This is a genomic window from Roseateles sp. FW301-B2 (assembly GCF_058788955.1).
Window position 1 is genome coordinate 13,081 of record NZ_JBYTBE010000042.1, and the last position, 22,035, is coordinate 35,115.

The 22,035-nt window shown below is 69.3% G+C and carries 23 protein-coding genes; 13 read left to right on the plus strand and 10 right to left on the minus strand.

The features are described from left to right. Positions 1-2: 2 nt before the first annotated feature. Together AC3WQY_RS21600 and AC3WQY_RS21605 are read right to left on the minus strand one after the other, a co-directional pair. The gene (locus AC3WQY_RS21600; protein ID WP_492710629.1) at positions 3-587 is read right to left on the minus strand and encodes a VOC family protein; all 585 of its coding nucleotides are present in this window, start codon (positions 585-587) and stop codon (positions 3-5) included. Beyond that, complete coding sequence (locus AC3WQY_RS21605; RefSeq protein WP_492710631.1) at positions 587-1,423, minus strand: PhzF family phenazine biosynthesis protein; 837 nt, start codon at positions 1,421-1,423, stop codon at positions 587-589. Before AC3WQY_RS21605 ends, AC3WQY_RS21600 begins: the two co-directional genes overlap by 1 nt. Positions 1,424-1,742: 319 nt before the next feature. On the opposite strand from AC3WQY_RS21605, the gene AC3WQY_RS21610 reads away from it, so the two are divergent. Genes AC3WQY_RS21610 through cyoE form a run of 7 tightly spaced genes read left to right on the plus strand, consistent with a single transcriptional unit; the run spans position 1,743 to position 7,716 of the window. Further along, on the plus strand, positions 1,743-2,246 hold the full coding sequence (locus AC3WQY_RS21610) for a hypothetical protein (RefSeq protein ID WP_285234927.1): 504 nt from the start codon (positions 1,743-1,745) through the stop codon (positions 2,244-2,246). A gap of 53 nt (positions 2,247-2,299) precedes the next feature. Beyond that, positions 2,300-3,394 carry a cytochrome c oxidase subunit II gene (locus AC3WQY_RS21615; protein ID WP_285234926.1) on the plus strand — a complete coding sequence of 365 codons (1,095 nt, stop codon included), beginning with the start codon at positions 2,300-2,302 and terminating at the stop codon, positions 3,392-3,394. A 24-nt stretch (positions 3,395-3,418) separates the two neighbouring features. Beyond that, entirely contained in the window at positions 3,419-5,176 is a 1,758-nt protein-coding gene (gene ctaD / locus AC3WQY_RS21620; protein ID WP_285234925.1) for a cytochrome c oxidase subunit I, read from the plus strand. After that, on the plus strand, positions 5,173-5,769 hold the full coding sequence (locus tag AC3WQY_RS21625; RefSeq protein ID WP_285234924.1) for a cytochrome c oxidase subunit 3 family protein: 597 nt from the start codon (positions 5,173-5,175) through the stop codon (positions 5,767-5,769). The genes ctaD and AC3WQY_RS21625 overlap by 4 nt, the downstream gene beginning before the upstream one ends. Positions 5,770-5,793: 24 nt before the next feature. Further along, entirely contained in the window at positions 5,794-6,480 is a 687-nt protein-coding gene (locus tag AC3WQY_RS21630; protein ID WP_285234923.1) for a heme-copper oxidase subunit III family protein, read from the plus strand. A gap of 8 nt (positions 6,481-6,488) precedes the next feature. Further along, positions 6,489-6,809, plus strand: a complete 321-nt coding sequence (locus AC3WQY_RS21635) for a cytochrome C oxidase subunit IV family protein (RefSeq protein WP_492710634.1) — start codon at positions 6,489-6,491, stop codon at positions 6,807-6,809. 1 nt (position 6,810) lies between these two features. Then, positions 6,811-7,716 (plus strand): heme o synthase, encoded by a 906-nt coding sequence (gene cyoE, locus AC3WQY_RS21640; protein ID WP_285234921.1) that lies wholly within the window; start codon positions 6,811-6,813, stop codon positions 7,714-7,716. A 10-nt stretch (positions 7,717-7,726) separates the two neighbouring features. Here the strand turns inward: cyoE and AC3WQY_RS21645 are convergent, their stop codons facing one another. The 4 genes from AC3WQY_RS21645 to AC3WQY_RS21660 form a co-directional block, all read right to left on the minus strand. Beyond that, positions 7,727-8,935 carry an aminotransferase-like domain-containing protein gene (locus AC3WQY_RS21645; protein ID WP_492710636.1) on the minus strand — a complete coding sequence of 403 codons (1,209 nt, stop codon included), beginning with the start codon at positions 8,933-8,935 and terminating at the stop codon, positions 7,727-7,729. A gap of 19 nt (positions 8,936-8,954) precedes the next feature. Further along, positions 8,955-9,677 carry an aspartate/glutamate racemase family protein gene (locus AC3WQY_RS21650; RefSeq protein ID WP_492710637.1) on the minus strand — a complete coding sequence of 241 codons (723 nt, stop codon included), beginning with the start codon at positions 9,675-9,677 and terminating at the stop codon, positions 8,955-8,957. Continuing rightward, complete coding sequence (locus AC3WQY_RS21655; protein WP_492710638.1) at positions 9,674-10,615, minus strand: DMT family transporter; 942 nt, start codon at positions 10,613-10,615, stop codon at positions 9,674-9,676. Before AC3WQY_RS21655 ends, AC3WQY_RS21650 begins: the two co-directional genes overlap by 4 nt. A 92-nt stretch (positions 10,616-10,707) precedes the next feature. Beyond that, positions 10,708-12,021: a hypothetical protein gene (locus AC3WQY_RS21660; RefSeq protein WP_492710640.1), complete on the minus strand. Its 1,314-nt coding sequence runs from the start codon at positions 12,019-12,021 to the stop codon at positions 10,708-10,710. 188 nt (positions 12,022-12,209) lie between these two features. On the opposite strand from AC3WQY_RS21660, the gene AC3WQY_RS21665 reads away from it, so the two are divergent. From AC3WQY_RS21665 to AC3WQY_RS21675, 3 genes are all read left to right on the plus strand, one after another. Then, complete coding sequence (locus AC3WQY_RS21665) at positions 12,210-13,037, plus strand: DUF6502 family protein (protein WP_492710642.1); 828 nt, start codon at positions 12,210-12,212, stop codon at positions 13,035-13,037. Beyond that, entirely contained in the window at positions 13,034-13,588 is a 555-nt protein-coding gene (locus AC3WQY_RS21670; protein ID WP_285234915.1) for a hypothetical protein, read from the plus strand. The genes AC3WQY_RS21665 and AC3WQY_RS21670 overlap by 4 nt, the downstream gene beginning before the upstream one ends. Before the next feature lie 86 nt (positions 13,589-13,674). Further along, positions 13,675-15,099: an aminotransferase-like domain-containing protein gene (locus AC3WQY_RS21675; protein ID WP_285234914.1), complete on the plus strand. Its 1,425-nt coding sequence runs from the start codon at positions 13,675-13,677 to the stop codon at positions 15,097-15,099. Between the two features lie 3 nt (positions 15,100-15,102). Here AC3WQY_RS21675 and AC3WQY_RS21680 read toward each other — a convergent pair whose 3' ends face one another. The 3 genes from AC3WQY_RS21680 to AC3WQY_RS21690 are packed head-to-tail and all read right to left on the minus strand — an operon-like array spanning position 15,103 to position 18,558. Next, positions 15,103-16,977, minus strand: a complete 1,875-nt coding sequence (locus AC3WQY_RS21680) for an ATP-binding cassette domain-containing protein (protein WP_492710643.1) — start codon at positions 16,975-16,977, stop codon at positions 15,103-15,105. A 52-nt stretch (positions 16,978-17,029) separates the two neighbouring features. Continuing rightward, positions 17,030-18,013 (minus strand): Bug family tripartite tricarboxylate transporter substrate binding protein, encoded by a 984-nt coding sequence (locus tag AC3WQY_RS21685; RefSeq protein WP_492710644.1) that lies wholly within the window; start codon positions 18,011-18,013, stop codon positions 17,030-17,032. Then, on the minus strand, positions 18,010-18,558 hold the full coding sequence (locus tag AC3WQY_RS21690) for a MarR family winged helix-turn-helix transcriptional regulator (RefSeq protein ID WP_285234911.1): 549 nt from the start codon (positions 18,556-18,558) through the stop codon (positions 18,010-18,012). The genes AC3WQY_RS21685 and AC3WQY_RS21690 overlap by 4 nt, the downstream gene beginning before the upstream one ends. A gap of 79 nt (positions 18,559-18,637) precedes the next feature. Here AC3WQY_RS21690 and AC3WQY_RS21695 point away from each other — a divergent pair, with 79 nt between their 5' ends. The 3 genes from AC3WQY_RS21695 (at position 18,638) to AC3WQY_RS21705 (ending at position 21,188) form a co-directional block, all read left to right on the plus strand. After that, a complete protein-coding gene (locus AC3WQY_RS21695; RefSeq protein ID WP_492710646.1) occupies positions 18,638-19,891 on the plus strand; it encodes a flavin-dependent oxidoreductase in 1,254 nt (417 codons plus the stop codon). Between the two features lie 319 nt (positions 19,892-20,210). Then, complete coding sequence (locus tag AC3WQY_RS21700) at positions 20,211-20,660, plus strand: hypothetical protein (RefSeq protein ID WP_285234909.1); 450 nt, start codon at positions 20,211-20,213, stop codon at positions 20,658-20,660. Positions 20,661-20,726: 66 nt separating this feature from the next. Continuing rightward, the gene (locus AC3WQY_RS21705) at positions 20,727-21,188 is read left to right on the plus strand and encodes a hypothetical protein (protein ID WP_492710648.1); all 462 of its coding nucleotides are present in this window, start codon (positions 20,727-20,729) and stop codon (positions 21,186-21,188) included. Positions 21,189-21,195: 7 nt separating this feature from the next. Here AC3WQY_RS21705 and fghA read toward each other — a convergent pair whose 3' ends face one another. Continuing rightward, complete coding sequence (fghA, locus tag AC3WQY_RS21710; protein ID WP_492710650.1) at positions 21,196-22,035, minus strand: S-formylglutathione hydrolase; 840 nt, start codon at positions 22,033-22,035, stop codon at positions 21,196-21,198.

Below are 22,035 nucleotides of genomic sequence, written 5' to 3' on the forward strand. Positions count from 1 at the left end.
CATCATCCAATCTGCTCCAGCACGATCTCGCCGCGCGGCGTGGCCAGGCGGGCACGCAGGCCGTCGCGCGCCTCCAGGGCCAGCAACTGCACCCCGCTGGCGGGCATCTGGTCGCAAGGATGGGCAGCACCCCACTCGATCAACACCGGCAGGGCTTCGCGCTTGAGCCGCCGCCCGTCCTCCCGCAGCGCGATGCGCCAGCTCAGCGCGCCGCGCGAGGCCGCCACCGGCTCGCCCGCGTCCACGCCCTCGCTGCGGCATTGCGCCAGCGCCGCGTCCAGATTCGGCACCCGCGCCACCCAATGAATCAGGCCCGCGCCATCCTGCAGGCGCTGCTGCAGGGCGGGCTGGTCCAGGTCGAACCAGCGCGCGCGGCCAGGGGGCAGCGCCTCGGGGTCCATGGCGATGATCTCCAGATAGCAGCGCGGATACAGCGCCGAGCTGATATTGAGCAGGCAGTTGTGCGTGCCCATCAAGGCGTGCTTGCCGCCGGGCAGCGGCGTGACGCCCAGCACCTGCTCGCACCAGGCCCGGCCCTGCGCCAGGCTGGCCGCCGCCACCACCAGATGATCGGTTTCCATCGTCATCAAAGCCTTATCTGTCCTTGGATCAGGGGCGTGATATCGCCGCCGATCCAGATGTCATCACCCTGGCGCCGCACATGAACCCGGCCCGCGCGTTGCAAGGCCGTGCCCTGTGAAACCACATAGGCGGCGGGCGCCAGCCCGGCGCCCATCATCCATTGCGCCAGGCCGGCGTTCAAGCTGCCGGTGACGGGGTCTTCGGGCTGGGGCAGCCCCGGCACGAAGGCGCGCACCTCGAACTGCGCCGGCGCACCCTCGGGATAGGCGCCCACCACGCCCAGCTCGAGGCCCTGCATGGCCGAATAGTCGGGCTGCAGCGCCAGCACCGCGGCTGCGCTGCGCAATCTGGCGCCGATCCAGGGCGGCCCATTGGCGACCCAGACCACGTCGAGCAAGTCCTGCTCGGCCAGGCGCAGGGACCGCGCCACCTGCTCGCGCAGCGCCGCCTCCACCGGCCCGCTGCGCCGCAGCGGCGGCGCCGCAAACGCCAGGCGCGCGCCGTCGCGCCGCACGCACACGAGGCCGACGCCGCATTGCTGCACCAGCTCGTCCGCGCGCCTGGGCGCACCGCCGTGGCTCAGCCAGACATGGGCCGAGCCCAGGGTCGGATGGCCGGCAAAGGGCAGCTCGCCAGCCGGCGTGAAGATGCGCAGGCGGTAGTCGGCGGCCGGGTCGCTGGGCGGCAGCAAGAAGGTGGTCTCGGACAGCTGCGTCCAGCACGCCAGCGCCTGCATCTGCGCATCGCTGAGCCCCTCGGCATCGACCACCACCGCCAGCGCGTTGCCCCGCAGGGCCAGGTCGGTGAACACATCCACCTGGGCAAAACGTCGTGACTTCATGGCTCCGGATTCGCGGCAGGCCCAAGCGGCCCGGGCCGATATTAGGGGGCTGCCGGCCACCGACACCAGTACAGCCAAGCGGCCATGCACACACACTGTATTGCCGGCTTGACCGCACAAGGCAAGGCATGACCCCAGCGCCGCGAGGCTGCGCGTCTTTACCCTTGCGGGCCCATCGGGCGGGGTATATAAACCGTGTTGACGCGAGTCAAAAGCAATCCGTCACTCCATTCGCCTAAGCGCTTGCACGCGTCGCAAGCGGAGGCCAGCTACCAGGTGTGTCGATCGTCTTGATCGCTGCCCTGCTGAGGAGGTCGCCATGCATGCACAAGCGCAATCGCATCGATGGTCGCAGGGCACGCCGGACTGGCCGGTGGCCTGTATCGCAGGCCTGGTGGCCGGCGCCGTGATGATGGTGCTGGAGCTGGTCTGGTCGGCGGTACTGAATGACGTCAGCCCCTGGCATACCTCGCGTCTGGTGGCCGCCATCATGCTCGGGCCACAGGTCCTGCAAGGCTCCGGCTTCGACTTCGCCGTTGTCAGCGTCGCCTTGCTAACCCACTATGTGCTTGGCCTGGTGTTCGGCATCTGCATGGCCTATGTGATCGCCGGCTTCCACTACGAGTCCAGCGCCGCCATGATGGAAGTGATCGGGGCCGCGGCCGGCGTGGTGGTCTACTTCGTGAACTTCCACGCCATGAGCACGGTGTTCCCCTGGATGAGCGAGCTGCGCGGCTGGGGCACCTTCATCGCGCACCTGATCTTCGGCATCAGCGCCGCCAGCACCTACTGGCGCCTGGCCCTGTACCGCACGCCTCACTGACAAGCAGGTTCGCTGCGCCGGGCGCAGCCTCCATACGCTGGAAGGAGCTGGGCATGATCTTGGCCTTGGTGTTGATCATCATGGTGCTGGGTTCGCTGGTGTTCCACTTCGTCAACCCCTGGCATGCCCCGGCGCTGGCATCCAACTGGCTGGAGATGGACCGCACGCTGGACATCACCTTCGCGGTGACCGGCCTGTTCTTCGTCGTCCTCAACCTGCTGCTGGTCTGGCTGCTAGTGCGTTTCAAGCACAAGCCCGGCCAGCGTGCCGCCTACCAGCCCGAGAACCACCGGCTGGAACGCTGGTTGATCGGCATCACCGCGCTGGGCATCATCGGCCTGCTGGCGCCCGGCCTGCTGGTCTACGCCGACTATGTGCGCCCGCCCGCCAACGCTATGCTGGTCGAGGTGCTGGGAAAGCAATGGCAGTGGCGCTACCGCTTCCCCGGCGCCGACGGCAAGTTCGGCAGCAGCGATGCGCGCTTCATGACGGCCAGCAATCCCTATGGCCTGGACCCGGCCGACCCCAATGGCCAGGACGATGTGCTGGTGGAGGGCTCGGAGCTGCATCTGCCGCTGAACCAGCCGATGAAATTCCTGCTGCGCTCGGCCGATGTGCTGCACGACTTCTACATGCCGCCGATGCGCGCGCGCCTGAACATGGTGCCCGGCACTGTCACCAGCTTCTGGTTCACGCCCACCGAGGCGGGCCGCTACGAGGCCCTGTGCGCGCAGCTCTGCGGCATCGGCCACGCCAATATGCGCGGCAGCGTGGTGGTGGAGGCGCTGCCGCAGTTCCAGAGCTGGCTGGGCGGCCAGGCGCGCTTCAGTCAGCCGGCCGCCGCGGCCGCGGTGGCCGACACCCCGGCTGCGCGCGGCGAGGCGCTGGCCAAGGCCAAGGCCTGCGTGGCCTGCCACAGCGTGGACGGCTCGGCCGGCGTGGGCCCGACCTGGAAGGGCCTGTACGGCAAGACCGAGACCCTCGCCGACGGCAGCACGCACCAGGTGGATGCGGCGTTCCTGCGCGGCGAGATCACCGACCCGCAGGCGCGCGTGGTGAAGGGCTTTGCGCCCATCATGCCCAAGATCGAACTCAGCAGCGACGAGGTCAACGCCTTGGTGGCCTATATCGAGTCGCGCGGCAAATAGACAGCCCTGACCAACGAGGAGCGCATGAGCCATTCCGAGCATGACGAACCGCAGAGCTTCTGGACCAAGTACGTCTGGAGCCAGGACCACAAGGTGATTGCGATCCAGTATGGCGGCACCGCGGTGCTGGTGGGCCTGGTGGGCCTGCTGCTGTCCAATCTGATGCGGCTGCAGATCGGCTTCCCGGGCCAGTTCGAATTCATCAACGCCGAGCGCTATTACCAGTTCGTCACCATGCACGGCATGATCATGGTGATCTATCTGCTCACCGCGCTGTTCCTGGGGGGTTTCGGCAACTACCTGATCCCGCTGATGGTGGGGGCACGCGACATGGTGTTCCCCTACCTGAACATGCTGAGCTTCTGGGTCTACCTGCTCTCGGTGGTGGTGCTGATGATCAGCTTCTTCGTGCCCGGCGGCCCCACCGGCGCGGGCTGGACGCTGTATCCGCCGCAAGCCATCCTGCCCGGCACGCCCGGCCACGACTGGGGCATCATCCTGATGCTGGTCTCGCTGGTGATCTTCATCGTCGCCGCCACCATGGGCGGCCTGAACTACGTCACCACGGTGCTGCAGGCGCGCACCCGCGGCATGAGCCTGCTGCGCATGCCGCTCACCGTCTGGGGCATCTTCACCGCCACCATCCTGGCCCTGCTGGCCTTTCCGGCCCTGCTGGTGAGCGGCATCATGATGTTGCTGGACAAGACCATAGGCACCAGCTTCTTCATGCCCGCGCTGGTCTCGATGGGCCAGATCACCGAGACCAAGGGCGGCAGCCCGCTGCTGTTCCAGCACCTGTTCTGGTTCTTCGGCCACCCCGAGGTCTATATCGTCGCGCTGCCGGCCTTCGGCATCGTCTCCGACCTCATCAGCGTGCATGCGCGCAAATGCATCTTCGGCTACCGCACCATGGTGTGGGCCATCCTGGCGATCGGCGTGCTGAGCTTCGTGGTGTGGGCCCACCATATGTTCGTCAGCGGCATGCACCCCTACTTCGGCTTCTTCTTCGCCACCAGCACCCTCATCATTGCGGTGCCCACCGCGATCAAGGTCTACAACTGGTTGCTCACGCTGTGGCGCGGCGACATACATCTGAGCGTGCCGATGCTGTTCGCGCTCGCCTTCATCTCCACCTTCATCATCGGCGGGCTGACCGGGCTCTTCCTCGGCAACGTCAGCGTGGACATCCCGCTCTCGGGCACCTACTTCGTGGTGGCGCATTTCCATATGGTGATGGGGGTGGCGCCGCTGCTGGTGGTGTTCGGCGCGATCTACCACTGGTACCCCAAGATCAGCGGCCGCATGCTGGACGACCGCCTCGGCCATCTGCATTTCTGGGTCACCTTCATCGGCACCTACGCGATCTATTTCCCCATGCATTACCTCGGCCTGCTGGGCATGCCGCGGCGCTACTACGAGTACCGGAACTACCAGTTCATCCCCGATTCGGCCCACCAGCTCAACACCTTCATCACGGTGGCGGCCATCATCGTGGGCATCACCCAGCTGGTGTTCGTGTTCAACCTGCTGTGGAGCCTGAAAGCCGGCCGCAGAGCCGAGCCCAATCCCTGGCGCGCCGCCTCGCTGGAATGGTTCACCCCCGACACCCCGCCGCGTCATGGCAACTGGGGTGTCACCCTGCCGGTGGTGCACCGCTGGGCCTATGCCTATAGCGTGCCGGGCGCGCCGGAGGACTTCATCCCGCAGACCGCACCGCTGTCCGCCGGCGGTGTCGAGGGCCCCGACGCCAGCCATGGCACGCCCCGGGAGCAACTGGCATGAACGGCCTGGCCGCCGCCTTGCAAACCGGCGCCTGGCCACGCCCGCAGGCCGCCGCCAGCACCGGCCTGTGGTTCATGATGGCGGTGTCGAGCTCGATCTTCTTCCTGCTGCTGGTGGCCTATGTGATGCGGCTGAACGGGCTGGAGGGCTTCCCGCTCGCCCTGCCCTGGCAGTTCATGCTCAGCAGCGCCCTGCTGGCGCTGGGCGGCCTGGCGCTGGAACTGGGCCGCCGCTCCGCCACGCGTGACGCCCGCGGCTTGCGCTGGGGCGGCCTCTGTGCCCTCGCCTTTGTGCTGGTGCAGCTCTGGGGCTGGCAGGCCCTGGCGGCGGCACGCGTGCTGCCGAGCGGCAACCCGGCGGCGAGCTTTCTCTACCTGCTCACCGCCATGCATGGCCTGCACGTGCTGGGTGGCCTGTGGGGCTGGTGGCGCTGCCTGCGCGCCTGGCCGCGGGCCGATGCGGCCCAGCGCGCCACGGGCCTGGCGCTGTGCGCACGCTTCTGGCATTTCCTCTTGCTGCTCTGGGCATTGCTTTACGCCACCCTGGGCTGGCTAACCCCCGAACTGGTGCGTGCCATCTGCGGCACGCGCTGAACCAGCACCACCAAGGAGCCCCCCATGACCGCCAGCTCCACCACCGGCAGCAGCGCCCCAGGCTGGCGCGGCCTCGTCGAGGACTGGGCAGCCGACCAGCAGGCCTTCCAGGTGCCCTGGGGCAAGGCCATGATGTGGATCTTCCTGCTCAGCGACACCTTTGTGTTCAGCTGCTTCCTCACCGGCTATATGGCGGTGCGCAACAGCACCACCGTGCCCTGGCCCAATCCCAGCGAGGTGTTCTCGCTGCAGATCGCCGGCCAACCGGTGCCGCTGCTGCTGATTGCCATCATGACCTTCGTGCTGATCAGCAGCAGCGGCACCATGGCGATGGCGGTGAACTGCGCCTACCGGCGCCAGCGCGGCGCGGCCGCGGCGCTGATGCTGGCCACCGCCCTGCTGGGCGCTACCTTCGTGGGCATGCAGGCCTTCGAGTGGACCAAGCTGATCCACGAGGGTGTAAGGCCCTGGGCCAATCCGATGGGGGCGGCCCAGTTCGGTGCCTGCTTCTTCATGATCACCGGCTTCCACGGCCTGCATGTCTCGGCCGGGGTGATCTACCTGGCCGTCGTGGCGCGGCGCGTGCAGCAGGGTCGCTACGAGCATGGGCCGGGCGGGCCCAACTACCAGATCGTCGAGATCGCCGGCCTCTACTGGCACTTCGTGGACCTGGTCTGGGTCTTCATCTTCGCGCTCTTCTACCTGTGGTGAGGTCAGCCATGCATGCAAGCAGTCAAGAGCACCAGCAGCCTCCGATCGCCCTGTATTTCAAGGTCTGGGGCCTGTTGTTCGTGCTCAGCACCATGTCCTATCTGGTGGACTATTTCCAGCTCCATGGCCTGCTGCGCTGGAGCTTGATCCTCGCCTTCATGGCGCTCAAGGCCGGGCTCATCGTCGCCGTCTTCATGCACATGGCCTGGGAACGGCTGGCGCTCATCTACGCCATCCTGCTGCCGCCGCTGGTGCTGGCGGTGTTGATCGGGCTGATGTTCAGCGAGGCCAGCTGGGTGCACCAGATGCGCAGCTTCTATTTCAAATGACATGAGCAACGACTCCAGCCTCAGCCTGGATCTCGCCGGCGCACGCCGGCCGCTCTGGCGCAGCTACTTCGAACTCGGCAAGCCGCGCGTGGTGGCGCTGATGAGCTTCACCGTGCTGGTGGGCATGCTGCTGGCTCGCCCCGGCCTGCCGGACTGGCAGGTGCTGCTGTTCGGCAATCTGGGCATCGCCCTGGTGGCGAGTGCCGCCGCCGCCGTCAATCACCTGGTGGACCGGCGCATCGACGCCTTGATGGCACGTACGCGCGGCCGCCCCCTGCCCACCGGCAGCCTCGGCGCGCCCCAGGTGCTGGCCTACGCGCTGCTGCTGGGGAGCGCCGGCATGGCCCTGCTGATGGCCTACACCAACCCGCTGTGCGCCGCGCTCACGCTGGGCTCGCTGATCGGCTATGCCGGCATCTACAGCCTGTATCTGAAACATGCGACGCCGCAGAACATCGTCATCGGCGGTGCCGCGGGCGCCGCGCCGCCGCTGCTGGGCTGGGTGGCGGTGCAGGGGCAGCTCGAACCGGGCGCCCTGCTGCTCTTCCTCATCATCTTCATCTGGACGCCGGCGCATTTCTGGGCCCTGGCGATCCACCGGCGCGAGGACTACGCGCGCGCCGCCGTGCCGATGCTGCCGGTCACGCATGGCGTCTCGCATACCAGCCGGCGCATCCTGCAGTACACCTGGGCGCTGGTGTTCACCAGCCTGCTGCCCTGGGCCATCGGCATGAGCGGCTGGCCCTATCTGCTGGGCGCGCTGCTGATCGGCGCGCGCTACCTGCAATGGAACTACCGGCTGCGGCGCGACAAGCTGCAGGCGATGATGAGCTTCCGCTTCTCCATCGCCTACCTGTTCGCGCTATTCGGCCTCCTGCTGGCCGATCACTTCCTGCTGCTAGCTTGAGCAGCGGCCCTCAGGGCGTCGGCTCGACCTGCGTTTCCAGCGCCTCGTGCAGCACGCGGCCGAGGATTTCCACGCCCTCGGCGATCAGCTCGGGCGTCAGCGTCACGAAGGAGAGGCGCAGCGCGCGCGGGTCCGGCGCGCTGGCGTAGAAGGCGGCGCCCGGCACATAGGCGATGTTCGCCTCCACCGCCTGCGGCAGCAGGGCCATGGCGTCGAGGCCGGCCGGCAGGCGGATCCAGAAGAACATGCCGCCCTTGGGACTCTGCCATTCGCAGCCCGCCGGCAGATGCTGTTTCAGCGCCGTGGCCATGGCATCGCGATTCGCCTTGTAGCGGGCACGGATCTTGGGCACATGCTCGTCCAGGAAGCCGTTCTTGATGACCTCATAGACCACGCGCTGGTTGAAGCCCGGCGTGTGCAGATCGGCCGCCTGCTTGGCCTGCAGCAGCTTCGGGTAGAGCTCCTTGGGGGCGATGATGTAACCGAGCCGGAAGCCCGGCGTCAGCACCTTGGAGAAGGAGCCCAGGTAGATGGAACCCTCGGGCCACATCGAGGAGAGCGAGGGCAGCGGCGGCTCGTCGAACCAGAGGTCGCCATAGGGGTTGTCTTCCACGATGGGCACGCCGGCCGCCTTGGCCGCGGCCATCACGGCCTGGCGGCGCTCCAGGCTCATGACGCGGCCGGTGGGGTTCTGGTAGTTCGGCAGCAGATAGGCGAAGCGCGTGCCCGGCGCGTCATGCGGCAGCTTGGCAAAGGCCTCGGGCAGGGGGCCCTGCTCGTCGCTGGCCAGGCTGGTGAAGATCGGCTCGTAGGGCGTGAAGGCCTGCAGCGCGCCCAGATAGGTGGGCGTTTCCACCGCCACCGGCGCGCCGGCGTCGCACAGGATCTTGCCCACCAGGTCCAGGCCCTGCTGTGAGCCGCTGGTGATCAGCACCTGGTCCGGGTCGACCTGCATGCCCAGCGAGGCCACGCGCTTGGCCACCCATTCGCGCAGCGGCGCAAAGCCCTCGCTGGCGGCGTACTGCAAGGCCTCCTTGGCGTTCTCGCTCAGCACCTTGTCGCAAGCGGCCTTCAGCGCCTCCACCGGGAAGGTGTCGGCCGAGGGCAGGCCGCCGGCCATCGAGAGGATGCCGGGCTTCTCGGTGACCTTGAGAATCTCGCGAATGATGGACGGGTTCATGCGCGCGGCGCGGCGCGCCTGGGTCCAGATGGTGCTCATTGCTTGTGTCTCCTGCAAATCAATCCGTCGTTGTACCACCGGGGGTACAGATCCAATCCACCGCCGCCTGCGCCTGCAGTGCGGTGCTGTCGAAAAATGGCAGCGGGCTGAGCGGCTGCGCGCTGGCGTCCAGCAGCAGGCCGATCTCGGTGCAGCCCAGGATCACCGCCTGCGCACCGCGCCCGGCCAGCGCCCGCACGGCATCCAGGTAGAGCTGGCGCGAGGCCGGCAGGATCTGGCCGCGGCACAGCTGCTCATAGATGATGCGGTTCACCTCGTCCGCCTGCGCCGCCGCGGGCGTCAGCAGCTCGATGCCGTGGCGCTGCATGCGCAGGTGATAGAAGGAGCCCGGCTCCATGGTGTAGCGCGTGGCCAGCAGCCCGGCGCGCCGGATGCCCTGCGCGCGCAGCGCCAGCGCGGTGGCATCGACGATATGCAGCAGCGGCAGGCCGGCCGCGGCCTCGATCGCGTCGGCCACGCGATGCATGGTGTTGGTGGCCAGCAGCAGGCCTTCAGCGCCGGCCGCCTTCAGGCCCGCCCCGGCCGCGCCCAGCAGGGCAGCGGCACCGACCCAGTCGCCGGCGCGCTGGCGCGCCTCGATGTCGGCGAAATCCACGCTGTGCATCAGCACCGGGGCGCTGTGCAGCCCGCCCAGGCGCGTGGCCACGCCGCGGTTCAGCAGCGCGTACAGATGCGCGCTGGATTCCCAGCTCATGCCGCCCAGCACACCCAGCAGCCTCATCGCGCCTCCCGCGCGAGCGCGTGCACGGGCATGCGCTTGCCAAGCCAGACCACGGCAATCACCGCCAGCGCAAACAGCAGAGTCACGCCATCCAGCGCCTCGCCCAGGATCGGCACGGCCAGCAGCATGGACAGAAAGGGTTGCAGCACCTGCACCTGGCTGACGCGCACCGCGCCACCCAGCGCCAGCGCCCGGTACCAGGCAAAGAAGCCCAGCCACATCGAAAACAGCGCCACGTACAGAAAGCCGCCCCAGGCCGCCGCGCGGATCGGCTGCGCGGGCCAGAACAGCCAGGCTGCGGGCAGCGTCAGCGGCAGGCTCAGCACCAGCACCCAGCTGATCACCTGCTCGGGCTTGATGGCCGCACTCAGCTGGGCGCCGCTGACATAGCCGGCCGCGGCGCTCAGCACCGCGCCCAGCAGCAGCAGGTCGGCCGTCTGCAAGCCGGCCGCGCCGCGCCACCAGGCAAAGCCCAGCACCAGGGCCAGACCGGCCACCGCGCAGGCCCAGAAACCCAGGCTGGGGCGCTGGCGCAACGCCAGGGCCGCGATCACCGCAGTGGCCAGCGGCAGCACGCCCGAGATCACCGAGGCATGCACGGCATCGACCTGGCGCACCGCATAACCCAGCAGCAGCGGCCAGCCGAACACCACGCCCAGGGCGGTGAAGGCCAGCAGCGCCCATTGGCGCCCCTGCGGGCGCGGCGCCCCGGTCCAGCGCAGATAGGCGATGGACAGCAGCCCCGCCAGCGCCGCACGCCCCAGCGCCACGAACTCGGGCGGCAGTTGCGGCGCCTCGACGCTGCCGCTGGCCAGGCGCGTCATCGGGATGCTCAGCGCAAAGATGAACACCCCCAGCGCCCCCAGGGCCAGGCCGCGGCGCAGATCGGCGGGCGCGCTGGAGGCCGTGGATGGGAGGGCTTGGGGCTGCGAAGGCATCCGGCCAGTCTATGGCCGGATGCAGTACATAGCCAATACAGTCAGCCGATCAGCCAGCTTTTCTGTATTGGCATGCTGACCAGCACAGCCGGTCAGGGCTTCAACACGAACTCCACCGGCAGCGCCGACCTGGGCAGCCTGACCAGGTGCGCCGGGGCGCTGACCACCTGCGTGCAGCTCACGTTGTCGGCCGGCGGCTTGCCTTCCTGGTACGCCACCTGCAGCGCCGCGCCGTTCGACGCAACCCCGCTGATCGCCACGCTGGCACAGCCGTTGGCTCGCTCACCCAGGAACACCGCCACCACCATCTGGGTGCCGAAGTCCACCGCCGGCAGGGCCGGTGCCGGCGAGTTGCCGGCCACATGCTGGTTCCACAGCTCGGCCCAGGCGGCCTGATCGAGCACCGCCGCATTGCGCGCCTTCTTGACGCCCGAGATGCTGCGCTGGTCCAGGCTCAGCAACTGACCCACCGTCACCGTGACATCGGCGCTCACGCTGCCGAAATCCTCGCGCGTGGCGCGCACATGGTAGACACCGTTGGCCATCGGCGCGGTATAGCGGCCGTTGAGTGCCTCGACCGCGCCACCACTGGCCTCCTGCAGCGCCCACTTCACCGGCTGGCGCACATAGACCACATTGGGCGGGTAGTTGAGGTCGGCCATCAGGGTCTGGCTGGCGCCGGCCAGCATGCTCACGGCCTGCGGCTCCACCGTGATCCAGGGGAGGAACGGCGCCGGGTCCACCGGATCGGCGGCATTCGCCAGCACGCCCAGCAACTGCACTTGGCGGGCCTTGCTGAGCCGCATGTGCAGGGCGTCCAGCAGCTTGTCCTGCGCATCGCCCTGGTTGGGGTTGGCGGACGTGGCGGCCTTCAGCGGCGTGCCGAGGAAATCTCCCAGGTTGCGGATCTCGGTGGTGGGCGCCAGCAGCTTGCTCACATCGGCCTGGGCCAGCTTGACCTTGTCGACGCTGAGGGCCTTGCCGGCCGCGGCATCGAAGCCGACGAAGTAGGCCGCGGCATCGCGCCGCGCCAGTCTGGTCGTGACCATCTCGGTCAGCAGGGTCAGGTTGGCCATTTCGCCGTTGCCGCCGGGCACCGCCAGCGAGCGCAGCTGCAGGCCGCTGCTGGCATGGGTGAGCTCCAGGGCGCAGGGCAGCTCGCCCGCGGGAATGCTCAGCTTGTAGCTGCCGTCCGCCGCGGTGCTGGTCGTGCCCTCGCCCTTCAGGCATTTGGCGCGCACCTGGCCGCCCGCCACCGCCAGCCCCACGGCCGCCGTGCCCTGCAGGGCCAGCGGCTTGGCGGTCTCGCTGCCACCGCCGCCGCAGGCGCTCAGCCCCGCCGCCACCAGCCCCGCCATCAGCATCACGCGCATTGCGCTGTTGTTGCTTGCTTTCACTTTCGTCATCGCTTTCCTCCTCCGTTTGAGTGCGATGTGGGATAATATTCCACACATCAAAGTCCACGTCAACCGGTTGACAATGCCGGCCGTGCCGCAAGGCCAGACCCCAGACCCAGACGAGGCCCAGCCGCCATGCCACAGGCAGTGAACACCAACCCACGCAGGAGCGCAGGCCGCGCCGGGCGGAGCCGCGCATGAAGTCCGCGGCCACATTGGCGCTGGAGTTCAGCCTCAAGGTCGTGCGGCCGCTGGCACGCATGCTGATCAAGAGCGGCGTCGCCTACCCGGCCTTCGCCCAGGCCTTGAAGACCGAATTCCTGGCCGCCGCGCAGCAGGAACTGAAGGAGCGCGGCATGCCGCAGACCGATAGCGCGGTGAGCCTGCTGTCGGGCGTGCACCGGCGCGATGTGCGCAACCTGACGCGCCCCGCCGAGGTCAAGGCCGCCGATGCCGAGGCCTTCCGCCCGCTCAGCCTGGCGGCCGAGGTGGTGGGCCGCTGGCTCAACGACGCCCCCTTCCTGGACGCCCAGGGCCGCCCCAAGCTGCTGCCGCGCAGCGCCGGCGACGACAGCTTCGACGCCCTCGTCACCCGTGTCAGCAGCGATGTGCGGCCGCGCGCGGTGCTGGACGAATTGCTGCGCCTGGGCGGCGTGGCCGAAGAGCCGGAAGGCATACGTCTGCTGGCCGAGGAGTTCACGCCCCGCCAGGGCATGGAGGAACTGGCCTGGCTGTGCGCCGACAACCTGCGCGATGCGCTCTCGGCGGGCACCGCCAACCTGCTGGGCGAGGACAAGTTCCTGGAGCAATCCATCTTCGTGGACGAACTCACGCCGGCCTCGGTGGCGCGGCTGCACCAGGTCTCGCGTCAGGCCTGGCGCCAGGCTTTCAAGCTGGTGATGCAGGAAGCCCAGGACCGTTTCAATGACGACGCCCAGCATGCCGAAGCGGCACAGAAGAACCAACGGGCCCGCTTCGGCGTCTATTTCTATGCAGAACCCATGAATGAGGGAGAGAAGCCATGAAGCCCAACCATCTGCTCGCCGGCCTGCTGGGCCTGCTGCTGAGCGCCTGCGGGCCGGGCACGGGAGGCTCGGGCCTGACCACCGAATCGCACGGCTATCTGGCCCTGGCGGGTGCCAAGTCGGCCCCCCTGTGCAGCGCCCCCTGGGCCGACCAGCTGGCCTGCGGCCTGCCGCCCGGTAGCAGCGGCGTCTCGCCCGACCACCCCGGCACCGCCAAGGTGCTGTACGCCAGCAGCGCCAGCAACCCCGAATTCGTGCTGAGCTTCGAGGGCAACGAGCTCAAGCTGGAGGGCGGCTGCCCACGCCTGAGCTATAGCGGTGAATGGGGCCAGCCGGGCAGCGGCGCGGCCGCCTTCTTCGGCGGCTACCTGGATGCCGGCCTGATCCAGCCGGTGCTGGCGATGGGCACCGTGCAGGCCTTGGCGCCCAGCAGCGACGGCACGCCGCGCCTGCAGCTGGAGCTGCGCAGCGCCAGCGGCCAGGTGCTGGCCCTGCTGCAGCTGCAAAAGCTCAGCAGCGGCGCCCAGGCCAGCCCGCGCGGCTGCCCCTGAGGGGGCGCCGGCAGGACGCCGGAGCAATACAGCACCAGTACACTTGGCTGCTGAATTGTTGTTCGTTCATTGCCGGAGAGCCCACCATGAGCCACAGCGCCGCCGCCTCACCCCTCTCGCGCGATGCCAGCACCCCGCTGGCCCAGCAGCTGGCGCTGCGCTTTGCCGAACGCATCCAGCAGCGCCTGCTGCTGCCGGGCGCGCGCCTGCCCTCGGTGCGCGAATGCGCGCGCCACCATGGCGTGAGCCCCTACACGGTGGTGGCGGCCTACGACCAGCTGCTGGCCTCGGGCATGCTGGAGGCGCGCAAGCAGCGCGGCTTCTTCGTGCGCGATCTGCGCGATGCGCGCCCGCACGCCAAGCAGCCCGCCCCCAGCCCGGCGGGCAACGCACCGATCGACGCCTCGGCCCTGATACGCGGCATGTTCCAGGCCGACGCGCGCCATGCGCCGGGCCTGGGCACCCTGCCGGGCGACTGGCTGGACCTGCCGATGTTGCAGAGCGCGATGCGCCGCGTCGTCAGCCAGAGCGAGGAGCCCGACCAGCTGGCCCTGCAGTACGGCGAGCCCGGCGGCGACCCGCGCCTGCGCGCCGCGCTGGCGCGCCGGCTGGAGGACATCGGCGTGCATGCCGCGCCCGAGCAGATCGTCAGCACCGTGGGCGCCACCCATGCGCTGGACCTGATCACGCGCAGCCTGCTGAGCCCCGGCGATGCGGTGCTGGTGGACGACCCCGGCTGGGCGATCGAGTACGCACGCCTGTCGCAGGCGGGCATGCGCCTGCTGCCGGTGCCGCGCGGCCAGCAGGGCCCCGATCTGGACGTGATGGCGCGCCTCATCGAGGAGCACCGGCCGCGCATGTATGTGACGGTCTCGGTGCTGCACAACCCCACCGGCCACAGCCTCTCGCTGGCCAGCGCGCACCAGATCCTCAAGCTTGCCGAGGCGGCCGACCTGATGATCGTGGAGGACGACACCTATGCCTTCCTGGCGCCCAACCATGCGCCGCGGCTCTCGGCCCTGGACGGGCTCAAGCGCACGCTCTATGTGTCGGGCTTTTCCAAGATCCTCACGCCGGCCTGGCGCGTCGGCTATGTGGCGGCCAGCGCCGACAAGGTGCACCAGCTCACCGAGCTGAAACTGCTCTCCACCCTCACCACCAGCCCGATGATGGACCGCGCGGTGGCGATCTGCCTGGAGCAGGGCCAGCTGCGCCGCCACGCCGAGCGCGTCATCACCCGGCTGGATGCGGCGCGCCAGCGCGTGGTGCGCCTGGCCGAGGAGGCCGGCTGCGAATTCGTGACCCCGCCGCAGGGCCTGTTCGGCTGGCTGGAGGTGGGCATGGACACCGAGCGCCTGGCGCAGCGCATGCTGGATGCCGGCTGGCTGATCGCGCCGGGCCTGCTGTTCAGCCCGACGCGCCGCGCCGGCACGCTGATGCGCATCAACTTCGCCACCTCGCAGGACGCGCGCTTCTGGCGCCTGCTGCAGCAGCTGCGCGAGAGGCGCTAGGCCTCAGCGCGCGCCGAGCGCTTCCCAGCGCTCCAGCAAGCCCATCAGCTCGTCCTCGATCTGGCTGGCGCGCGCCGTCATCTCGGCCAGGCGCGCGGCACCCTGGGTGTAGAGCTCGGTGCCGGCCAGCAGGGCGGCCACCTGGGCCTGCTCGGTCTCCAGCGCCTCGATGCGTGCGGGCAACTCGTCCAGCTCGCGCTGCTCCTTGTAGCTGAGCTTGCGCTTCGGCGCCGCCGGGGCCGCTGCCACAGCCGGTGCAGGCGCGGGGGCCGGTGCGGGCGCCGGCGCCTGCTTGGCTTGCAGCGCCGCGGCACGCTTGGATTGCAGCAGCCAGTCCTGCACCCCGCCCTCGTACTCGCGCCAGCGCCCGTCGCCCTCGCTGACGATGGTGGAGGTGACGACGTTGTCGAGGAAACGCCGGTCATGGCTGACCAGGAAGACGGTGCCGTCGTACTCGGCCAGCAGCTCTTCCAGCAGCTCCAGGGTCTCGATGTCGAGGTCGTTGGTGGGCTCGTCGAGCACCAGCACATTGGCGGGGCGCGCGAACAGGCGCGCCAGCAGCAGGCGGTTGCGTTCGCCGCCGGAGAGGCTCTTCACCGGCGAGTTGGCGCGCGCGGGCGAGAACAGGAAGTCGCCCAGATAGCTCTTCACATGCTTCTTCTGGCTGCCGATCTCGATCCACTCGCTGCCGGGGCTGATGGTGTCGGCCAGGGTCGCGTCCAGATTGAGCGTGTCGCGCATCTGGTCGAAATAGGCCACCGAGAGGCGCGAGCCCTGGCGCACCTCGCCGCTGTCGGGTGCCAGCTCGCCCAGGATCAGTTTCAGCAGCGTGGTCTTGCCGGCGCCGTTGGGGCCCACCAGGCCGACCTTGTCGCCGCGCAGGATGGTGGCGGTGAAGTCGCGCACGATGGTGCGATCGCCATAGCTCTTGAACACATTCTCCAGCTCGGCCACGATCTTGCCGCTGGCGCCGCCGGTGTCGATGTCCAGCTTGACCTTGCCCTGCACATCGCGGCGCGCCGCATGCGCCAGGCGCATCGCCTCCAGGCGCTGGATGCGCGCCACGCTGCGCGTACGGCGCGCTTCCACGCCCTTGCGTATCCACACCTCTTCCTGCGCCAGCAGCTTGTCGAAGCGGGCGTTGAAGAGCGCCTCGTTCTGTAGCTCGTATTCCTTGGCGGCGGTGAAGGCCGCGAAGTTGCCGGGGTAGCCGCGCAGCTGGCCGCGGTCCAGCTCGACGATGCGGTTGGCGACGTTGTCGAGGAAGGCGCGGTCGTGGGTGATCAGCAGCAGCGAACCCTTGAAGTTGTTGAGCAACTCCTCCAGCCAGGTGATGGCGTCCAGGTCCAGGTGGTTGGTGGGCTCGTCCAGCAGCAGCACGTCGGGCTGTGCCACCAGGGCGCGGCCCAGGGCGACGCGCTTCTTCAGTCCGCCCGAGAGCGCGCCCACCAGGCGCGAGCCATCCAGGCCCAGGCGCTGCAGGGTCTCGTCGACGCGCTGTTCCCAGTTCCAGGCACCGATGTGCTCGATGCGTTCCTGCACCCAGGCGAGGTCGTCGTTCTCGTCGTGGATCTCGTAGCGCGCGCGCAGCGCCTTGGCCTCGGCCACGCCCTCGCTCACCACCTCGAAGATGGTGGCATCGGCACGCAGCTCGGGCTCCTGCGGCACGTAGACGCTGGTGAGGCCCTGCTGCAGCTGCAGCAGGCCATCGTCGAGCTTCTCCAGGCCGGCGAGGATTTTCAGCAGCGAGGACTTGCCCGTGCCGTTGCGGCCGATCAGGCCGACGCGCTCACCGATTTCGAGTGAGAAGTTGGCGCCATCCAGCAGGGCGACATGGCCGAATGCGAGATGGGCGTTGCTAATTGAGAGGACTGCCATGGGGCCGATTGTCCCCGACGCGGCCGCCCCACCCGTTTCGGCCGCTTTTCTTTCAGTCGTCGGAGGAAAAGCCTGAGGCCTTGACGATGGGCCCCCATTGCGCGCGCTCGGCCGCGAGGCGGCGCGCATATTCGGGCGCGCTCAGCGAGAAGGGTTCGAAGCCGAGCTTGGCCAGGCCCTCCACCACCGCGGTCTCGCGCAGCGCCGCGCGCACCAGGTCGGCGATGCGGTCGACGGTGGCCGGCGCCGCCTTGGCCGGCAGGAACAAGCCATAGCTCTCCACGCCCTCGATGCCCTTGAAGCCCTGCTCCTCGAAGGTCGGCACCTCGGGCGCGAAACGCGAACGGCGCGTGTCGGTCACGCCCAGCAGGCGCACCCGGCCCGAGGCCAGATGCGGCAGGAAGTCGCCGATGCTGAAACAGCCCGAGGCGATCTGGCCGCCCATCAGGTCCTGCATGCCGGGCGCGGCGCCGCGGTACGGCACATGGGTCAGCTTGATGCCGGCGGCGCGCTCGAACTGGTTGCCCAGGAAATGCGGCATCGCGCCCGCGGCCGGCGAGGCATAGGCGGCGCTCTGTGCATTCGCCCGCGCCCAGTCGGCAAACTGGGCCAGCGTCTTGACGGCGGCCGGCACCATCGGACCGACGCCAAAGCCGCAGGTGGAATGCGCCAGCGGGCCCACCGGCACCACATCGGACTCCGGCTTGTAGGCCAGCTTGCGATAGGCATGCGGGTAGATGGTGAACATCGACGAGGGGCTCAGCAGCAGCGTCATGCCATCGGGCGCCGCGTCCTTGAGCGCCGCAATCGCCAGGCGGCCGCCGGCGCCCACCTTCTGCTCCACCAGCACCGATTCGGCCATGCGGCCGCGCCAGGCCTCGGCGACGCGGCGCGCGGTCGTGTCCACGGAGCCGCCGGCCGGGAAGCCCACCAGGATGCGCGGCAGGGCGCCCTGGGCGCGCGCCAATGGCCCGGCCAGCAAGGCCGCCAGGCCCAGCGTGAGTTCGCGTCGATGCATCGAAAAGTGCTTGGTCATGGCTTGGGTCTCCTGTCGGTTTTGGTCGGCTTGGCGGGTGGAATCGGTTGGGCCGCCGCGGTGGCCACCCAGGCCAGCCGCTCGAGATCGGCCTTCAAGGCGCTGCCGCGCTCGCCCAGGCCCTGCAACAGGGCCTGGTCGTGGGCGCGCACCAGCTGCTCCAGCTTGGCCAGGGTGCGGCGGCCATGCGCGGTCAGGTGCAGGCCCCAGGAGCGTGCGTCGCTGGGATCGTCGCGCCGCTCCGCCCAGCCCTGCTCGGTCAGCCAATCGGTCAGGCGCAGCGCGCCGCTGCGGTGCAGCCCCATCGCCTGGGCCAGCAGGCCCTGGCGCATGCCGGGATTGCGGGCCACCAGCACCAGTGCGGCAAAGCGCTGCGGGCTCACGTCCAGCCCCTCGGTGGCGCGGTAGAAGTCCAGGTAGAGCGCGTTCTGCGCGCGCCGCAGGGCATAGCCCAGCAGCTCGTCCAGCACGCCGTAGTCGAGCCCGGGCACGGGCAGGAGCAGCCCCTCGGGAACCTGCGCTTGGGAACTTGCCGTCTTGCTCATGGCTTCAGGATAAATATCGTTGCATAGCGCAACAATCTCGCTTACCCTTATCCCAGATCAAGCAAAACCGAGAACAGCCATGCAAGACAAAGCCCTGGACATCCTGATCGCCGGCGGCGGCATCGGTGGCCTCACCGCCGCCCTGGCCCTGCAGGCGCGCGGCCACCGCGTGCGCGTCTGCGAGGCCACGCCGCAGCTCAAGCCGCTGGGCGTGGGCATCAACCTGCTGCCGCATGCGGTGGCGGTGCTGGACGGCCTGGGTCTGCTGCCGGCGCTGCAGGCGATGGCGGTGCCGACCTCGGCCCTGGTGTTCGCGAACCGCCATGGCCAGGCCATCTACCGCGATGCGCGCGGGCTGGGCGGCGGCTACAGCCATCCGCAGCTGAGCATCCACCGCGGCGAGCTGCAACTGCTGCTGTGGCGCGAGGCGGCAGAGCGTCTGGGCGAGGCCAGGCTGCTGAGCGGGCAACGCGTGCTGGCCGCGCGCACCGAGGGCGAGCGCGTGGTGGCGCAGCTGCAGGCCAGCGACGGCAGCCACAGCGAATTGAGCGCCGATCTGCTGATCGGCGCCGATGGCATCCATTCGGCGCTGCGCCGCCAGTTCTATCCCGACGAGGGCGCGCCGCGCTGGAACGGCATGATGATGTGGCGCGGCACCAGCCTTGCACGCCCCTTCCTGGACGGCCGCACCATGGTGCAGGCCGGCCACCGGCGCGCCAAGTTCGTGGTCTACCCGATCGCCCCGGTGGCCGACGACGGCTTGCAGCTGATCAACTGGATCTGCGACCGCCGGCTGCGCGAGGACGGCTTTGGCGGCGGCCTCAGCGCCCCCAGCCGCGAGGACTGGAGCAAGCCCGGCTCGCTGGACGACCTGCTGCCCACCTTCGGCAGCTGGCATTTCGACTGGCTGGACGTGCCGGCCCTGATACGCAGCGCCACCCAGCTGCTGGAATGGCCGATGGTGGACCGCGACCCCCTGCCGCGCTGGCGTCATGGCCGCATCACCCTGCTGGGCGACGCGGCGCACCCGATGTACCCGATCGGCTCCAACGGCGCCACCCAGGCCATCCTCGATGCCGACTGCCTGGCCCAGGCCCTGCAGCAGGGCGCCACGCCGGAAGCGGCGCTCGACGCCTACGAGGCACAGCGCCTGCCGATGTGCGCGCGCATCGTCGAGATGAACCGCCAGGAGGGGCTGGACGCCATCCTCGATCTGGTCGAGGAGCGCGCGCCCGCCGGCTTCAAGCGGCTGGAGGACGTGATCGATCCGGCCGAGATCGACGCGCTGGTGCGGCGCTACAAGGCCGCGGCCGGCCACCAGCAGACGCGCTAAGAACGCATGCCAAAGGTCATCCGTGCCGCCCGCCCCCTCGGTCGGCCGACCCGGCACAGCACCGCCATGACCATGGTCATGCACGCGCCGCCAGGCAAGACCTGACCCCGGAAAGAAGTCATGCGGGCCCGCCCCTAGGCCGCGCTGGCACCCCAACTCCGTTCGTCGCTGGAATCCGGCAAACCGTCCGCGCAATCCGCTGCTTGGTCGACTCCGGCTTGGTCGCGCCGGGCCCTCTGCCTAATCTGAATTGAGCGCGGACATTGGACGGCTCAACAGCCGGCAGACCGCCGCCTCAACCCTCAGCAACGGAGTCATCATGAATCGCAACACCACCCTCGCATCCAGCCTGCTGGCCGCCACCGCCATGACCTTCTTCACCGGCCTTGCCAGCGCCGACAGCGGCGGCACGCAGGACCTGAAGCGCGTTGAAGTCACCGGCAACAAGGCCTTCGAGATGGCCCGCACCGACGTGCTCAGCGTCTGCCCGGCGGCCGCCGTCGAATTGCAGGAGGCGCTCTCCACCGCCTGGTCGCGCGTCGAGCAAGAGGGCACCGTGCGCGTGCAGTTCCGCCTCAAGGGCGGCAGCGTCGGCCGCGTCGACACCAGCGCCGGCCCGCGCGGCTACCACCATGCGCTGAAGCGCGCCGTGCGCGCCATCGACTGCAACAACGACAACGCCAGCGAGCAACTGTTCGCCTTTGCCGTGCATTTCAGCGATCCCGATTCGCCCACCGGCAACGGCGCCGTGGCCCTGCTGAGCAAGTAAGCCGACGCTTAAGCCGACGCTTCGGCGTTATGCTGCCGGGCATCGCCAACCCGACATGCCCCGCAGATGAAAAACGCCCTGATGATCGCCCTGGCCCTCGCATCCGGCACGGCTTGTGCGCAGCAGTCCGAGCTGCAGCGCTGCCGCGGCATCGCCGACAAGGACGCACGCTTGGCTTGTTATGACGGCATCGCTCTGGCAACGCCCGCGGCAGCTGCGCCGGCGGCCGCTGCGCCCAAGGCGGCGGCCCCGGCTGAGCCCAAGGCCGACACCTTCGGTCTGGAGCGGCGCCAGCTCAAGACCGAGGCCGATGCGGTGGAAAGCCGCATCGATGGCCCCTTCGACGGCTGGGGTCCGAAGAGCGTGATCCGCCTGGCCAATGGCCAGGCCTGGATGGTGATCGACGGCAGCTCGGCGGTGTTGCGCCTGAAGAGCCCCAAGGTGCAGGTACGCCGCGCCGCGATGGGCTCCTTCATGATGGAGTTCGAAGGCTCCAACGAGACGGCACGCGTGCGCCGCCTGGAGTGAGGCTGGCTCAGGGCAGCAGCTGGGCCGCGTGGTGGCGCAAATGCTCGTCCACGAAGCTGGCGATGAAGTAGTAACCGTGGTCGTAGCCGGCATGGCGGCGCAGGCGCAGCGGCTGACCCACCGCGGCGCAGGCGGCCTCGAAGGCTTCCGGATGGAGTTGCTCGGCGAGGAACTTGTCGCTCAAGCCCTGGTCGATCAGGATGCCGCCCGGATAGGGCGCGGCCGGCAGCGCCGCCATCAGGGCGCTGGCATCGTGCGCCGCCCAGGCGCTGCGATCGGCGCCCAGGTAGCCGCCGAACGCCTTGTGCCCCCAGGGGCATTGCATGGGCGCGCAGATCGGCGCGAACGCTGAAAGTGAGCGGAACGCGCCCGGGTGGCGCAGCGCCAGGGTGAGCGCGCCATGGCCGCCCATCGAGTGGCCGAAGATGCCGCTGCGCTCGGGCCCCAGGCCCAGCTCGGCCTGCACCTGCGGCAGCAGTTCGCGCATCAGATAGCTTTCCATGCGCCAGTGCCTGGCCCAGGGCTGCTGGGTGGCGTCGAGGTAGAAGCCGGCGCCGACGCCGAAGTCCCAGGCCGCATCCTCGCCGGCGGCTTGCGCGCCGCGCGGGCTGGTGTCGGGCATCAACAGGGCCAGGCCCAGCTCGGCCGCCAGGCGCTGGGCCCCGGCCTTGATGGCAAAGGTCTCCTCGGTGCAGGTGAGGCCGGCCAGATACAGCAGCAGCGCGCGCGGCCGCGGCGGCAGGTAGAGCGCGTAGCGCATCGGCAGGCCGATTTCGGCCGAGGCATGGCGCAGAAAACGCTGCCGGCCGCCAAAGCAGGCGTGCTCGCTGAGCAGCTCGGCCGCCAT